The 14,885-nt window shown below is 67.9% G+C and carries 14 protein-coding genes and 2 pseudogenes; 5 read left to right on the plus strand and 11 right to left on the minus strand.

The window, feature by feature from the left end; genetic code table 11:
- Positions 1-5: 5 nt before the first annotated feature.
- A pseudogene (locus G6N58_RS30930) lies at positions 6-1,275 on the minus strand (HNH endonuclease signature motif containing protein).
- A 246-nt stretch (positions 1,276-1,521) separates the two neighbouring features.
- Between G6N58_RS30930 and G6N58_RS31365 the strand changes: the two are divergent.
- The 4 genes and pseudogenes from G6N58_RS31365 to G6N58_RS23790 form a co-directional block, all read left to right on the plus strand.
- Positions 1,522-1,824 (plus strand): annotated as a pseudogene (locus G6N58_RS31365) (IS110 family transposase); the annotation flags it as partial.
- A gap of 53 nt (positions 1,825-1,877) precedes the next feature.
- On the plus strand, positions 1,878-2,921 hold the full coding sequence (locus G6N58_RS31200; protein ID WP_435406376.1) for a transposase: 1,044 nt from the start codon (positions 1,878-1,880) through the stop codon (positions 2,919-2,921).
- Positions 2,922-3,074: 153 nt separating this feature from the next.
- On the plus strand, positions 3,075-4,511 hold the full coding sequence (locus tag G6N58_RS23785; protein ID WP_115281285.1) for an amidase: 1,437 nt from the start codon (positions 3,075-3,077) through the stop codon (positions 4,509-4,511).
- A 22-nt stretch (positions 4,512-4,533) separates the two neighbouring features.
- Entirely contained in the window at positions 4,534-5,454 is a 921-nt protein-coding gene (locus G6N58_RS23790; protein WP_115281284.1) for an alpha/beta fold hydrolase, read from the plus strand.
- Here the strand turns inward: G6N58_RS23790 and G6N58_RS23795 are convergent.
- Entirely contained in the window at positions 5,422-6,687 is a 1,266-nt protein-coding gene (locus tag G6N58_RS23795) for a competence/damage-inducible protein A (RefSeq protein WP_115281283.1), read from the minus strand. The two genes, G6N58_RS23790 and G6N58_RS23795, sit on opposite strands and share 33 nt — an antisense overlap.
- 19 nt (positions 6,688-6,706) lie before the next feature.
- Complete coding sequence (locus tag G6N58_RS23800; protein WP_115281282.1) at positions 6,707-7,372, minus strand: GNAT family N-acetyltransferase; 666 nt, start codon at positions 7,370-7,372, stop codon at positions 6,707-6,709.
- A 68-nt stretch (positions 7,373-7,440) separates the two neighbouring features.
- Here G6N58_RS23800 and G6N58_RS23805 point away from each other — a divergent pair, with 68 nt between their 5' ends.
- Positions 7,441-8,418: a substrate-binding domain-containing protein gene (locus tag G6N58_RS23805; protein WP_115282114.1), complete on the plus strand. Its 978-nt coding sequence runs from the start codon at positions 7,441-7,443 to the stop codon at positions 8,416-8,418.
- Positions 8,419-8,421: 3 nt separating this feature from the next.
- On the opposite strand, the gene G6N58_RS23810 is transcribed toward G6N58_RS23805, so the two are convergent.
- The 8 genes from G6N58_RS23810 to G6N58_RS23845 are packed head-to-tail and all read right to left on the minus strand — an operon-like array spanning position 8,422 to position 14,777.
- Positions 8,422-9,399, minus strand: a complete 978-nt coding sequence (locus G6N58_RS23810; protein ID WP_115281281.1) for an ABC transporter substrate-binding protein — start codon at positions 9,397-9,399, stop codon at positions 8,422-8,424.
- A gap of 20 nt (positions 9,400-9,419) precedes the next feature.
- Positions 9,420-10,475, minus strand: a complete 1,056-nt coding sequence (locus G6N58_RS23815; protein ID WP_115281280.1) for an ABC transporter permease — start codon at positions 10,473-10,475, stop codon at positions 9,420-9,422.
- Positions 10,472-11,245 carry an ATP-binding cassette domain-containing protein gene (locus tag G6N58_RS23820; RefSeq protein ID WP_115281279.1) on the minus strand — a complete coding sequence of 258 codons (774 nt, stop codon included), beginning with the start codon at positions 11,243-11,245 and terminating at the stop codon, positions 10,472-10,474. The genes G6N58_RS23815 and G6N58_RS23820 overlap by 4 nt, the downstream gene beginning before the upstream one ends.
- Positions 11,242-11,538, minus strand: coding sequence for a hypothetical protein (locus G6N58_RS23825; RefSeq protein ID WP_115281278.1), 297 nt, complete (start codon positions 11,536-11,538; stop codon positions 11,242-11,244). Before G6N58_RS23825 ends, G6N58_RS23820 begins: the two co-directional genes overlap by 4 nt.
- A complete protein-coding gene (locus G6N58_RS23830; RefSeq protein ID WP_115281277.1) occupies positions 11,535-12,257 on the minus strand; it encodes a hypothetical protein in 723 nt (240 codons plus the stop codon). Before G6N58_RS23830 ends, G6N58_RS23825 begins: the two co-directional genes overlap by 4 nt.
- A complete protein-coding gene (locus tag G6N58_RS23835; RefSeq protein ID WP_115281276.1) occupies positions 12,254-13,105 on the minus strand; it encodes a BtpA/SgcQ family protein in 852 nt (283 codons plus the stop codon). Before G6N58_RS23835 ends, G6N58_RS23830 begins: the two co-directional genes overlap by 4 nt.
- Complete coding sequence (locus tag G6N58_RS23840) at positions 13,105-14,031, minus strand: carbohydrate kinase family protein (RefSeq protein WP_115281275.1); 927 nt, start codon at positions 14,029-14,031, stop codon at positions 13,105-13,107. The genes G6N58_RS23835 and G6N58_RS23840 overlap by 1 nt, the downstream gene beginning before the upstream one ends.
- Positions 14,028-14,777 (minus strand): GntR family transcriptional regulator, encoded by a 750-nt coding sequence (locus tag G6N58_RS23845; RefSeq protein WP_115281274.1) that lies wholly within the window; start codon positions 14,775-14,777, stop codon positions 14,028-14,030. Before G6N58_RS23845 ends, G6N58_RS23840 begins: the two co-directional genes overlap by 4 nt.
- Between the last annotated feature and the right edge of the window lie 108 nt (positions 14,778-14,885).

The raw sequence follows: 14,885 nt of genomic DNA on the forward strand, positions 1-14,885 counted from the left end.
TCCGTTCACCGGTGGTGGAGGTTGTTGGTGCGGGATCGCCCGCAGTCGAGGTGTGGGGGCGGTATCCACTCGGTGACACCGTCCTCGGGGCGGTTGCGGGTGGTCCAGCCGGTGGTCTCGACCATGCGGTAGTTGGGCCCGCACGCCAGGGTGAGGTCGTTGATGTCGGTGCGGCCGCCGTCCTTCCAGTCCTGGTTGGCGTGATGCACCTGGCAGCGGTACGCACTGGCGGTACACCCGGGCATGGTGCAGCCCCGGTGTTTGGCGAGCAGCATCAACCGCTGGGCGAGGGTCGCGGTCCTCTTGGCTCGGCCCAGGTGCAGGGGTAGGCCGTTGCCGTCGAACAGCGCCAGCCACGGGCGGGAGTGGGCGGCGAACTTGAGCACGTCGGCGATCGGCAGCCTCGTGCCGCCGGCGGTCAACCCGTGGCCGGTGCCCTTCTCCAGATCGGTCAGGCTGACGGTGATCGCGACATTCGCCGGTAATCCGTTGATGGTCCCGGTCGGCTTCGTGGTGAGCATGCGTTGGCACAGGGCGAGCAGAGCGTCGTGGTTGCGTTTGCCGGCGGTGCGGGTGTCGTTGCGTATCTGCTCGTCGGTGGGTTCACCGTCAAGGCAGGGGGTTTCGTCGGCGAGGTTGCACATCCCCGGGGCGGCGTTGCTTGCCGACCCGGATGTAGGCCAGGGCTTGGCGGTCCTCATCGGAGAGTTCGCCGTCCTGGTTGAGCAGGTAGAGCATGTGCGCGGCGGCGGCGCGGAACTCGGCGGGTCCGAGTTCGCAGGCATGCTGGGCCAACTGGACCTCGGCATTCTTCCGGGTCTGGAAGTCCACGAAGCCGGGCAGCTTGCGGAAGAACCACCGGACATGCTTGATGTGCTCGGCGCCGATCAACCCCTGCGCCTGACCGCGCGCAAACCCCGGCATTGTGGGCGCCATGGGCTCACCGGTCAGCGAGGTCCGCGGCCCCAACAACGCCGCGTCATCAAGCCGGCGGTGCGCTTCCGAGGTGGAGATCCGTAGCCGCTGCGACAGCACTGCGGCGTAATTCTTGGCGCCCAGGGAGATCGGTGAGCTTTGGGAGGTGATCCTTTGATACACCCGGTGATCGAGCACCGGCTGCGCGCGGGTGATGGGTTCGCGCCGCTGCTGCAGCGCCAACAACTCGGCATCGGAGAATGCGTCGATCGACAACCGATTCATCCGGGCGGTCAGCTCTTCGATCTGCGCCAGGGCAGCCAGCATCGCCTCCCGGTCTGCGACAGGTGACGTTCCCATGCCTAGAACATATAGGCGACCACCGACATTTAGATTGAGTGAGTGCTCGCGGACAGCCAGGCTACCGACTGGAACCTTCTGGGATTCCTGATTTCTGAGTGGCTGTCGCGGCACAACCTGCGCGATTCTGGTGTCCCTGTTCGGGAACTTGGAGCCGACTGATGGTTGGACTCCTGCTTATGGAATGTCTGGGCTATGCCAGCCTCGATCGCAGGTTAACCACCCACTTGATCGAAAGGACATGGCATGGAACTGATCCTAGGCATTGATGTCGCCTGCAGGGCTGCTCATCAAGCGTCCCTGGCGCGCCCTGACGGGACCTTCGTCTGGACAGGTCGGCGATTCTTCACTCGCCCCGATGAACTCGAGAAGCTCTGGACCGCTTGCGGACTAAAGAAGCGCGACACCGTACGCATCATCATGGAACCCACCCGCAACGCCTGGGCGCCGTTGGCATCGTGGTTCCGCCACCGAGGTGCACGAGTGTCCATGGTTCCCACGACGCAATCTGCCGATCTACGAGCCTATTACTCCAAACACGCCAAAAACGACCACCTCGACTCCAAAATGCTGGCCCGGCTGCCACTCCTGCACCCGAAGGATTGCGCGATCACACCGGCGGCGGCCCGGCTGAGCCACTGCGCCGGATCGTCAAAATCCGATCATCCATCGTCAAACGCCGCACCGCGGTCTTTCAACGCCTCGATGCCCAACTGGAGTTGCTCGGCCCGGCCTGGTACGACGCCTTGAGTGCCCGATTCGGCAAGACCGCCCTAGAACTGCTGGCCCGCTACGCCGATCCCAACACAGTGATCCGCCTCGGACATGCACGGCTGACCCGATTCCTGATCCGCCACTCCCGCGGCGCCTGGCGTGAAACCTACGCCACCGCGATCCTCGCTGCAGCTCGGGAATCGTTGCAGCTGTGGGGCTCTGGCGACGACGCGCGCATCGATTTCGCCGAGTTGGCCGCCGATATCGCCGTAGAAGCCGAACAAGCCCTTGCGTTGACCGAACAAATCGACGACCTCGATGAACGAGCCGCCAACCTCTACGCCGAAGCCGACCCCAACGGCATCATCGCCTCCGCGCCCGGCGTCGGTCCGATCATTGGCGCCGTCATCGCCGGCCGTCTCGGGGACCCCCACCGATTCCACTCGTTAGCTGCCATCCGCGCCTACTCCGGGCTGATTCCCAAGCTCAACCAGTCCGGGCAAACCCATCAACAGACCGGATTGACCAAGGCCGGCGATCCGCTGCTGCGGGAAGCGCTCTTCGCCGCCGCCGATCATGCCCGCAAGACCGATCCCCAGTTGGCCGCCAAGTACAAACGGCTCATGCAAACCGAGCGTCATCATGACTCAGCGCTCTGCCACATCGCCACCATACTGCTGACCCGTATCGCCACCTGCCTCCGCACAGGTCAGCCCTACAAAATGCGGGATATCGACGGCCGACCCATCCACGCTGACGAAGGCCGAAAATTGGTCACCGCCCACCACCGCGTCGACCAGAAGATTCGAGTCAAGGCCGCCGACACCCGCCGCACACAGCGACTCAAAGGAAGGACGGGCCGGGGACAACAGGAGTCGCCAAGCGCTCCAATCCACCGGCCCGTCAACCACAGTCTAGAAGCCGCCTCATGACTTGACATCGCTTAGGAACTCAGAAAATGCGCCGATGTTGCATCAGATACTCAAGTGACACAGGGGATTTCACGTATCGGGGATACCAGCTGGGCCTCGGCCGCGAGAACTCGCACCGAGCCCGCGTTCGTGGCCCGCCGGTATCCTCAGCGAGTGGACTTCGTTACCGCACTCGAACTCGCCGATGTGGACGCGCTGGGGCAGGCGCAGCTGGTGGCCGCCCGCGAGGTGTCCGCGAAAGAACTCCTGGAGGCGGCCCTGCTCCGGCTGGAGGCCGCCCGGGGGCTCAACGCGGTGATCGCCGATCTGTTCGACCGGGCCCGCGAGGCGGCGGGCGCGTTGGAAGTGTCCGGACCGCTGGCCGGAGTTCCCTTCCTGCTCAAGGATCTGGGGGCGTCGCTGGCGGGGACCCCGGAGGCGATGGGCTCGCGGGCGCTGCGCAGCCACGTCTCCGCCGAGACGTCCTGGGTGGTGCAGCGGTACCTGGACGCGGGGCTGGTGGTGTTCGGCAAGACCAACACCCCGGAATGGGGCAACCACTGCACCACCGAACCGTCACTGTTCGGGCCCACCGTGAACCCCTGGTCCCCCGACGTCACGCCAGGCGGCTCCAGCGGTGGATCGGCTGCGGCCGTCGCCGCCGGTGTGGTACCGGCCGCGTCCGGCGGTGACGGCACCGGCTCGATCCGCGTGCCCGCGTCGTGCTGTGGGCTGGTGGGCCTCAAACCCCGCCGGGGCCGGTCCTCCTTTGCCCCCGACAGCGGTCATGGGCTCGAGGGTCTGGTCAACGGCCACGCGTTGACCCGGACCGTCCGCGACAGTGCCGCGCTGCTGGACGTGATCGCTGGCTCGGCGCCCGGTGATCCGTACACGGCGCCGTTGCCCAGCGGCGGCTTCCTGGCGGCGCTGGCGGACCCCGCGTCCGGGGTGCGGATCGCAGTCTCGACGGAGTCGCCGTTCCCCGGGCCGGTCACCGATCCTCAGGTGGTCGCCACTGTGGAGAACACCGCGCGGCTGCTGGGCGAGCTCGGCCACCATGTGGAGCCGGCCGCCCCGAGCGTGGACGCCGATGCGGTGGCCGACGCGATCGCGGTGCTGCACAACGTGAGCAACGCACAACTTCACGCGCTCGCCACCGATGTGCTGGGCCGGGCGCCCCGTGAGGACGAATTCGAGCCGAGCACCTGGGTGATGGTGCGCGAAGGATTTGTGACCACCGGGGTGGAGTACGCCGGCGCCATCGAGACCGTGCATGCGCAGACCCGGCGGTTCGCCGCAGGGATGACGGGTTTCGACGTGCTGTTGGTGCCCACACTGCTGACCCCGCCGCCGGGGTACGGGTTGCTGGACCAGCCTCGGGGCACCACCCGCGCGTTCTTCGACGTCGAGTTCGCCACGACGGGGTGGACCTCGCTGGCCAACGTGACCGGGTGGGCGGCGATCTCCCTGCCGCTGGGAATGACGGCGGACGGGCTGCCGATCGGGGTGCAGCTGATGGCGCCGGATGAGACGGTGTTGTTGGGGCTGGCCGCGCAACTCGAGCAGGCGGCCCCGTGGCGCGACCGGAAACCGCCGGCCTGGGTGGGCTGAGACGGCGTGCGAGACTGTGCGGATGGTTCCCGCGATCGAACGCCCGAAGTTGGAGGGCAACATCGCCGTTGGCCCGCGGCGGCGACTCGGTTTCGCCGAATTCGGTGATCCGCAGGGCCGGGCGGTTTTCTGGTTGCACGGCACTCCCGGGGCGCGACGCCAGATTCCCACGGAGGCCCGCGTCTTCGCCGAGCAGCAGGGCATCCGGTTGATCGGGATCGACCGCCCTGGCATCGGTTCGTCAACGCCGTTCCAGTACGCCAATGTAGGCGAGTTTGCCTACGACCTGGAGACCATCGCGAACACACTGGGCATCGGCAAGTTCGTCGTGGTGGGGCTCTCGGGCGGCGGGCCTTACACCCTGGGTTGTGCTGCGGCACTACCCGATCGGGTGCTGGCGGTCGGGGTGCTCGGCGGGGTGGCGCCGACGGTCGGGCCCGACGCGATCGGTGGTGGCGTGATGGGCTTCGGTACCACCGTGGCGCCGTTGCTCGAAGTGGCCGGGTTCCCGTTGAGGATGGCTGCCACCGCGCTGGTCCAGCTGGCCCGGCCGATCGCCACGCCTGCGCTGTACCTCTACGCCCGGGTGTCACCGGAAGCGGACCGCCGACTGCTGGTGCGCCCGGAGTTTCGTGCCATGTTCCTCGATGACCTGCTCAACGGCAGCCGCAAACAGCTGGCGGCGCCGTTCGCCGATGTGGTGGTGTTCGCCCGGGACTGGGGTTTCCGGCTCGACGAGGTGAAGGTTCCGGTGCGGTGGTGGCACGGCGACAAAGACCACATCGTGCCGTTCGCACACGGCGAGCACGTGGTATCCCGATTGCCGGACGCCCAGTTGTTCCCGCTGGCCGGCGAGAGCCACCTGGCCGGGCTGGGCCGCGCCGAGGACATCCTGCGCACCATGCTCGATCTATGGGATGAGCAACTGCCGCAACAGATGTAGGGCGATGGTGGTGGAGCGTTCCCGGATGTCGGCACGCTCGCCGGGCATCAGCCTGGTCACGGTACGGCCCCGGCCGTCGGCGGTCTGCACGCTGAAGCACACCGTACCCACCGGCTTGTCCTCGGTACCGCCGCCGGGCCCGGCGATGCCGGTGATGGCCACCGCGGTGTCGGCACCGAAGCGGCTGAGCGCACCGCGGGCCATGGCGTCGGCCACCGGCTCGGACACCGCGCCGTGTTCGTCGATCAGCTTCGGATCCACCTGCAGCAGTTGTGCTTTGGCGGAGTTGGCGTAGGCCACCACCGAACCCAGCAGGTAGGCCGAGCAACCGGGCTGATCGGCCAGCCGGGCGGCCAGCAGGCCCGCGGTGCAGGACTCGGCGGTGGCGATGGTGCGCCCGGCCAGCAGTCCGGCCACCTGCTCGTCGATCAGGGCGCCGTCGGTGGAGAACACCTCGGCGGCGTGCCGCCGCTGCAGCAGGTCGAGCAGCTCGGCGTACACCGGGGCGGCGTCGGGCTCGTAGCGGGTGACGATCTCGAGTTCGCCGCGGCGCAGGCACGTCGTGATCTCCAGCCGGTCGAATCCGGCCACCTCGGACTCTGCGTCGCGCAGGGTCTCGGCCAGCGCGGATTCCGGCAGCCCGAACATCCGGACGGTGCCCTGCTGGTAATGGGTGCGCCCGGCGATGGCCTGCTGCACCTCGGGCGTCTGCACGGCCGCGCGCCACATGGGTTGCAATTCCCTTGGCGGGCCGGGCAGTACGACCACCGTGGGGGCGCCCGTCACCACCACGCCGGGGGCCGTGCCCACCGGCGGGAGCACTGCGGCGCCGGCGGGGATCAGCGCCTGCTTGCGGTTGGCTGCCATCACCGCCTCGAAGTCGAGGTTGTGCCCACGGGCGGCGTTGAGCTTGCGGAGGATACCGGCGATGGTGTCTTCGAGCTCCGGGTCCAAGATCAGGTCCCGTCCGCAGAATGCCGCCACCACCGCCACCGTCATGTCGTCGGCGGTGGGACCCAGCCCGCCACTGGTGATGATCAGGTCCACCCCGTCGGCGGCCAAAAAGCGCAGCTGGGCCTCGATGTCCTGCGGCCGGTCGCCACACAGCGTGATGTGTGCCAGTTCGATCCCGAGTTCCAGCAGCTGGTCTGCCAGCCACGGCCCGTTGCGGTCCTGCACCCGCCCGGTCAGAACCTCTGTCCCCGTCACCACGATGCCCGCGCGTACCGTCACGCAGCGAGCCTACGCACGTTCAGCGCGGCGCTGCTCCGGGTGCCCGGACCACCATGGGCACCGCCGGGAAGTAAGCCGCCATCTCGCTGCGGCAGCGACGCAGTGCGGCGGTGCCGTAGCCCTTCTGGCGATGGTCGGGATGGATCCAGATGCGGACGTTGACCTCCCCGTCCACGAGCTCGCCGAAGGCCATCCCGACCTTCTGGCTGCCCTCCAGTGCGACGAACCACGCGGCCTCCTCGGCGCGCACCCGTGCGCTCGCAGCGCGGATCTCGTCGTCCAGACCTGCCGCCGGAGCGCCGGAACCGTCACCGGCAGAACCGATGTCCTGGGTGCGCGTGGCGAAGATGTCACGGTCGGTGTCCCCGTCGAAGGGGCGCAGGGTGAGGCTCTCGTCCAGGCTGGCGGGGCGCTCGCCCAGGGTGAAGGTCAGCTGGCTGTTGTCGTCGTCGAGTTCTTTGGCGATGGTGCGCCGCGACTGGCGGGTCAGCCGGTCGAACGACAGTCCAGCCACCGCCTCGGCCCCGCGGACGGAGATGTCCAGCAGCTTGGCGATGCGGGCCACCGCATCGGGGTGGTCTTCGGCGTCGACGATCACGTCGAGTACCTCGTGGCGCCGGTCCAGTGCCGTCAACAGGGCCTTGGAGATCTCGCGCCGCATCGTGGCGATGTCGTGGTCGGTCATGTCGCAAGAGTAATCAGCAATTCGTGATTTGCCAGACCATCACCATCTCGGAGGTCGACACTGAAGACATGCGATCACCCGCCCGCCGACGCAGCGCGGCGCTGGTCGCCGCGGCGGTGCTGGTCGCGGCGCAGGCCGCGTGCGGCGGTGTGGCGCCCGCGCCGCCTCCGCCGGCTCCGCCGCCACCCCGGGTGGCCGTCGCGCTGGTCACCCACCAGGCACCCGGGGACACCTTCTGGGACCTGGTGCGCCGGGGTGCGCAGACCGCCGCCGACAAGGACGGCATCGACCTGCGGTACCTGCATGACCCCGATCCGGTGCAGCAGGCGCGCCAGGTCGACGAGGCGACGCGCCAGGGCGTGGCGGGCATCGCGGTCACGCTCGCCGACCCGGACGTGCTGGCGCCGGCGGTGCACCGGGTCGTCGACGCGGGTGTCCCGGTGGTGGCCGTGAACACCGGCATCGACACCTGGCGCGAAGTGGGTGCGGTTGCCTACTTCGGGCAGGACGACCTGGTGGCGGGCCGGGAGGTCGGCAAACTGCTGCAGCACGAGGGGGCGCGCGCCGTGCTCTGCGTCGTGCAGGCCCGGGCGCATGTCGGACTGGAGGCCCGTTGTGACGGCGCGGCGCAGACGTTCCCCGGCCCGGTGCACAAGCTCTATGTCGACGGGACCCGGCCGCCGGCGGTGAAGGCGGACCTGGTGTCCACACTGCAGCGCGACCGGTCCGTCGACCGGGTGCTGACCCTGGGTGCTCCGGTCGCCCTGACCGCTCTGCAGGCCGTCGGCGAAGCCAACAGCTACGCGAAGGTGGTCACCTTCGACACCAACCCCGGAGTGTTGGACGCGGTGGAATTGGGTGTCATCGGCTGGGCCGTGGATCAGCAGCCGTTTTTGCAGGGCTATCTGGCCGTCAGTGCGTTGTGGCTGTACCTGACCAACGGCAACGTCATCGGCGGCGGCCTGCCGACGCTGACCGGGCCGTCGTTCGTCGACGAATCCAACGTGGCGACGGTGGCGCAGCGGGCCCAGGCGGGCACCCGCTGACCGTCAGCAGGTGGCCTTGTACTCGTACTGGTCGGCTTTGTCGTTCTCCCCTTCCCGGACGGTCACCAGCTCGGTGGTGACGGTCGGTTCAACCTGCTCGCCGTCCAGAAGGGCCTTGAGGGTCTGCATCGCCACGGCGCCTTGTTCCGTAGGGTTCTGCGCGATGAGGGCCTGGATGGAGCCGTTCTTCAACGCATTCACCTCGGCAGTCGCCGCGTCGTAGGCGACGACCTTGACCCGGCCCACGGCGTCGGCCTGCTGGAGCCCGGTGACGGTTCCGATGGCGCCCTGGTCGTTGGTGACGAAGATGGCGGCAAGGTCGGGGTGGGCGGCGAGGGTGGCAGTGACGATCTGGGCGGCCTTGGCGGGGTCGTTGGACTGGTACTGCGCGCCCAGGTACTCGAGCCCGGAGAACTTCGCCAGGGCATCGACGAAACCCTGGGTGCGTTGGTCCTGGGCGGTGGATCCGGGTGGCTGGGTGATGACCAGAACCTTTCCGGTGCCGTCGGTCAACCGGTTCACCTCCTCTGCGGCCATCGCGCCACCGGCGATGTTGTCGGTGACAACCTGGGTCTCTGCCACATCCGGATCGGCCAGCGTCTGGTCGACGGTGATGAGCTTGGTCCCGCTGGCGGCGAGCTGCTCCAGTGGCGGAATCAGCGCTTGCGCATCCGTGGGCACCACCGCAGCCGCCGCCGGGCGGCTGGCGGTCACCGCATTGACCACCGGGATCTGGGCGTCGGCGGCGAATGTGCTGGGGGCGGTGACGTCGAGGGTGAGCCCCAATTTCTCGGCCTCGGCCTCGGCGCCGCAGGACAGCGCCTCGTAGAACGGGCTGCCGCTGGTGCCCAGAACGAGCGCGACGTTGTTGCCCTCGGGGGTGGGCGCTCCGGCGTTCTGCGACGAACCGCTGGTGCATCCGACCACCGCGCACGCGATGGAGCCGGTCACGAAAATGGTTGACAATACGGATCTCTGCATGGCTTTTCCTTCGTGGTCGATCAGGACAGAATTCGGTTACGTCGTTTGAGTTGGTCGACGTAGACGGCGAGGATCAGAACCGCGCCCATGGCGACGGTCTGCCAGAACGGCGGGATGCCGGTGATGACGAATCCGTTGAGCAGGACGATGGGGATGAACACCCCGATGACCGTGCCCAGGATGGAGCCGATGCCGCCGAAGAGGCTGGTGCCTCCCAGCACCACGGCCGAGATGGTGGCCAGGTTGTCCGCCGTGTGCCCCCCGATGGTGGTGGTGGAGAACCTGGCTACCGACATGACGGCGGCGAGCCCGGCCAGACCGCCCGCAAGGGCGTACACCTTGATGATCTGCGCCCGTAGTGGAACCCCGGATCGTCGAGCTGCCTCCGAGCTGGAGCCCACGGCGAAGACCCACCGTCCGAATCGGGTGCGGTGCAGGATGATCCCGGCCACCAGCGCCACCGCCAGTGCGATCACCACCAGCACGGGGATGCCGGCCACAGCGCCGTTGCCCACGTGGTCGACGAGGATCTGCGGTACCGCCCGCACGTCCTGGCCGTTGGTCAGGAGCTGGGCCACGCCCAGGGCGATGCCCATGGTGCCGAGGGTGACGATGAGGGCCGGGATCCGGGCGTACGACACTAGCAGCCCGTTGATCACGCCGAAGAGCAGACCGGCCAGGATCGAGGCCAGGGTGCCGATTGCGATCACTGCCCACCCTGCATCCGTGGTTCCGTAGGTGGCTCCGTCGGCGCCGGACAGTGCGAGCATCACCTGCGTACCCACGACGGAGGCGAACACCAGTACAGACCCCACAGACAGATCGATCCCGGCGGTGATGATGACGTAGGTCTGTCCGACGGCGAGGACCAACAGGATGGCCGCGTCGACTGCGAGGGTGGACAGGTTGTAGCCGGTGGCGAATCGGCCGGGTTGGGTGATGGTGAAGAAGGCCAGCAGGGCCACCAGGAACAACAGCACCCAGCCACCGCCCAGCCACTGGGTCAGCCGTTCACCGAGGGAGTGGGTGGAGGATGTGGGCACCACGGCGGTGGGCGCCTGCTCAGTCGAATTCATCGGGGCTCCATCGATTCGGAGTCGGTTGTGCCGGTGGTCATCGCGGTGACCAGGCGTGCCACGGTGGCTTGCCCGCGAGTCAAGGTGGCCACGGAGGACCCGAGCCGCAGCACCTCCACCCTGTCGGCGACGTCGACGACGTGGGTCATGTTGTGGGTGATCAGGACAACGCCCAGTCCTTGGTCGGCAACCTGGCGCACCAGGCGCAACACCCGGTCGGTCTGCACGACACCGAGGGCGGCGGTGGGTTCGTCCAGGAAGATCACGTTGTCAGCCCACTTCGCCGCCCGCGCAATGGCCACCGACTGCCGCTGCCCACCCGACAGTGATGCCACCGGTACGGTCGCTGACCGCAGTGTGACGCCGAGTTTCGCGAACTGCTCTGCTGCCTCGGTGCGCATGGTCTTGCGATCCAGGAACCCGAATCGTCCGGCGAGCCCCGGTTTGAGGATCTCCCGGCCCAGGAACAGGTTGTCGGCGGCCGCCAGTTCGGGTGCCAGTGCCAGGTCCTGGAACACGGTGGCGATGCCCAATTGCTGTGCGGCGGCGGGGTTCTCGATGGCCACCGCTCGTCCGTTCAGGCGGATCTCCCCGCCATCGGGGCGCTCGACGCCGGAAAGGATCTTGACCAGGGTCGATTTGCCTGCGCCGTTGTCGCCCACCAGCGCACACACCTCACCGGCGTGCACCGTCAGACTGGCGTCCTCCAAGGCGGTCACCGACCCGTAGGACTTGGTGATGTGCTGTGCGGTCAACAACGGTTCACTCATGGCAGGCGATTCCCTACGTTGTTGGAGAACTCGAACCATTCGGCATATCCCGCAGCGACTTTCGCCGCCCAGTGCTCGTAGGCGGCCTCGTAGCCGGCGAAGGACCAGATCTCGACCGTGGAGTAGTCACTCTGGCCTCGGACGAAGAAGCTGCCCATCGATTGTGCTCCGGCCGACTGCGCGTGGGAGTCGAGCGCGGCCCACGTGCGCTGGAGTTCGGCCTGTGTCTGTTCGGGAAGTTCGTACCAGGCACTGCGCGGCCGGGCGTAATGGATCCAGACGGTGGTGTTCACGAGGCGGCTCCCAGGACGTCGGTCATCGGGCGACGCCGGCCGATGTAATGCAACGAGGTGGTGAATTTGAAGTCGGCGACCCGTTCGTGGGTGGCCATCGCATCATCGAGCAGGGCGAGGGCGGGTAGCTCCCACATTCCCAGGTGGTGCCAGCGGCTGCCGGGGTCCAACCGGTGCCGTCCGGCGATGGAGATTCCGGAACCGACGTCGGAACTGAACGCGACGTCACACTCCTGGTCGTAATGCAGGCGTTCGGCCGGGGTGGCCTGTTGCCAGGCATCGTTCCACTGCCACAGCGCGAAAAATGCCCAGGGCGAGGAGGGGTCGCGGCCGGCCGTCGACGGCACCGGCGCGAACTCACGTCGACCAACCAGCCAGGCCGTCCGGAACGTCCGCGCCCAGCCGGCCTGCTCCAACCGCGCGATGCCGGCGTGTGCCTGCGACAGGCCGGGGGCTTCAAAGGCCCCCACGACATCGACATCGTGGGCGAAACCGGCGTCATAGAGCGACATCTCGTCGCTGCCGGTGAACATCGCATCGATCGAGAGCAGCCAGCCCTCGGCGCGCAGCGTCTCCAGTTCGTCCAGGAGCGTCGTGGGAGCAGGGCCGGCGCCGTGGCGCCGTGCGGTGAAGAACACCACGGCCCGCTCGCCTTCACCCAGAGCGAAGAGATCCGTGGCGACGGTGACCTCGGTGCTCGTTGTGCGTTGCTCGTTCACAGCCCGCCCCGGAATTTCTCGGCGGCGGTGACCAGCCTGGCGACCCGGTCTGGGTCGACGGGATTCCACCACAGGCCGTCGACCTTGAGCCACTGCCCGACGATGGCGCCGTCGGCGACACCGAACAGGCTGTCGAGCTGTTCGGGGCCCAGGCCGGATCCGACGATGACGGGCAGGTTGGTGCCGGCGCGGACGTTGTTCACCTCGTCCGGTTGCGTGGGCGAACCGGTACGGGTCCCGGTCGCGATCAGGACATCGGCGTCGAACCACTCGGCGTCGGTGGCCTGTTCGGCGATGTCCCGGTCGGCGGTGATGGCATGGGCGCCGAACTTCACGTGGACATCGGCCAGGATTCGCACATCCTCGGCGTCGATGGCCTTGCGGTAGCGTAGGGCCTGCGGTGCCGGCCCGTTCAGGAAGCCTTCGTTCGCGACGTAGGCATTGACCCACTGATTGGCGCGGACCCAGCGCGCCCCGACTGCCTTGGCCACCGCCAGCCCCGGGATCACACCGTTGGCCACGCAGGTGATACCGATCGGCACCTCGACTGCGGCGGCGATCTCCATGCAGGCGGCGGTCAATGCGGCCACCGTCTCGGGTCCGATGTCCTCGGGGCGCAGGAAAGGCATGTCGGAGGCGTTTTCCACCATGATGCCGTCGATCCCGCCTTCGGCGAGGGTGCGGGCATCCTGCACCGCGCGGCGGTACACTTCACGCACCGGCTCGCCCTGGTAGCGCGGCGCACCGGGAAGCGCGTTCAGGTGGACAACGCCGATGATCGGCTTGGGCGTGGGGAAAAGCTCTCCCAGCGCGCTGGGCCGCGGTGGGTGAACACGAGGCGGTGCCATCAATTGCTCTGTCCTATCTTGTTTCTCGTCATCTGCTCGGCGACTCCGAGCACATCGTCGACATCGGGGTAACTCGTGATGCCCCCGCCGGCGCACACGGAGAGGCTTGCGGCGGCAACTCCCTTGGTGAGCGCCTCGACGGCGCTGTCACCGACGCAGCGGCGAGCGGCGTGCCACCCGGCCAGCGCGTCTCCGGCGCCTGTGGTGTCCACAACAGGTCGATTCAGCACAGGAGCCTCGATGACCGTCGTGCCCGACGCGGTATGCAGCCGAATCCCTCGGCTGCCGCGTGTCTCGACAACCTCGGGTACCCCTGCGTCCAGAAGGCGTGCCACCGCCGTGGCGCCTATCAGGTTGTGGGCGCGCTCGTTCAGGAAAACGGTGTGGCAATCACCCACCAGGCCCGCGATGTCGTCGAAACCCGCGGGCATGGTCGCGGGTTCCAGGTCGATCGAGGCCCGCACGCCGTGTGAACGGCAGCGCGTGAGCAGCAGTGCCGCCGTCGTGCGGTCGTAGGCGGCGGTGTGTACCCACGCCACGTCATCCAGAGCCAGGTCCATGACCGTGCGCCGCTGCGGATACATGACAGCGTCCGGTGAGAGCAGCACCCGCTTCTCGCCGCCGGCATCGATGAGAATGACTGCGCGGCAGGTGTTCTTCTCGGTGATGTCGACGTGGACATCGAGCCCAGCGGCCTCCAGCTGTGCAGCCAGCGTCCGCCCCGCGGCGTCGTCGCCCACCCCGGTGAACAGTCCGACGCGGGCTCCCGCGCCCGCCGCTGCAACCGCGGCATTGGTGACGACTCCCCCGGGCCCCTCGGCCAGTGCGTCGGCCACCACCTTCTCGTCCGGGTCGGGCAGGCGGGCGAACCGGATCATGGTGTCGAGGCCGACATCGCCGACGAAGAGCACGCGCTGGGTCGTCATGGCCGTGACAATTCGATCCGGTAGCGATACCGATCGGCCCGATAGTGGCGCACGGCGTATTCGAGTGGGGCGCCGTCGTGGTCGCACGCGGTGCGCCGCGCCACCAGCACTGCACTGCCGCCCGTGGTTTCCAGCAGCGCAGCAAGCTCTTCGTCGGCGACGCCGCCCTCGATGACCTCGGTGCCGATCGCCACGCGCACTCCTCGGTGGCGCTCCAGCCAGTCGTAAAGCGATGTCAAGGAATCCACCTCGGAGAGATCGGCTTCCGGCGCCAGCACTCGCGGGGACAACCAGGATTCACTCATCGCAATGGGTACGTCGTCGGCGAGTAGCACTCGGCGCACCCGGACCACCCGGTGCCCGTGGGTGACTTTGAGCTCGGCGGCGACATCTGCGGGCGCGGGAGCGGCGTCCACCCGCACGTCGCGGTATCCGGGCGCCAGGCCGCGGGCGCGCATGTCCTCACTGAAGCTGGACAACAGGTTCAGAGGTTGTTCCACCTTGCGCGGCAAGACGATCGACCCGCGTCCGGACTTCTGCGTGATCAGCCCACGCTGAGCGAGGCTGCCGAGGGCAGCGCGGGCGGTGGTACGGCTGACGGAGAAACGCCGCCCCAGTTCGGCTTCCGACGGCAGGGTGTCACCGACGACGAACTCGCCGGCCTCGAGTGAGGCCGTCAACCGCTCGGCGATCTGGAACCACAGTGGAACCGGGCCGGGCGTCAGGTCGTCGGAGTCCCATGCCATGGACCGAACGTACAAACGTCATAACGTTTCTACAACCGGTTTGGCGAATGTTTACCCCCGAGAAACATCCAGGGGGCGTCGACCCGGGGGTGCGTCAACCGCTAAACT

This window comes from Mycolicibacterium tokaiense (assembly GCF_010725885.1).
Taxonomy (GTDB): Bacteria; Actinomycetota; Actinomycetes; order Mycobacteriales; family Mycobacteriaceae; genus Mycobacterium; species Mycobacterium tokaiense.

Coding starts and splice junctions, on each gene's coding strand:
- G6N58_RS23790 (WP_115281284.1), top strand. CDS start 4,534: ATGGTTCCCGCGATCGAACGCCCGAAGTTGGAGGGCAACATCGCCGTT.
- G6N58_RS23820 (WP_115281279.1), bottom strand. CDS start 11,245: ATGAGTGAACCGTTGTTGACCGCACAGCACATCACCAAGTCCTACGGG.
- G6N58_RS23810 (WP_115281281.1), bottom strand. CDS start 9,399: ATGCAGAGATCCGTATTGTCAACCATTTTCGTGACCGGCTCCATCGCG.
- G6N58_RS23815 (WP_115281280.1), bottom strand. CDS start 10,475: ATGAATTCGACTGAGCAGGCGCCCACCGCCGTGGTGCCCACATCCTCC.
- G6N58_RS23800 (WP_115281282.1), bottom strand. CDS start 7,372: ATGACCGACCACGACATCGCCACGATGCGGCGCGAGATCTCCAAGGCC.
- G6N58_RS23805 (WP_115282114.1), top strand. CDS start 7,441: ATGCGATCACCCGCCCGCCGACGCAGCGCGGCGCTGGTCGCCGCGGCG.
- G6N58_RS23835 (WP_115281276.1), bottom strand. CDS start 13,105: ATGGCACCGCCTCGTGTTCACCCACCGCGGCCCAGCGCGCTGGGAGAG.
- G6N58_RS23840 (WP_115281275.1), bottom strand. CDS start 14,031: ATGACGACCCAGCGCGTGCTCTTCGTCGGCGATGTCGGCCTCGACACC.
- G6N58_RS23845 (WP_115281274.1), bottom strand. CDS start 14,777: ATGGCATGGGACTCCGACGACCTGACGCCCGGCCCGGTTCCACTGTGG.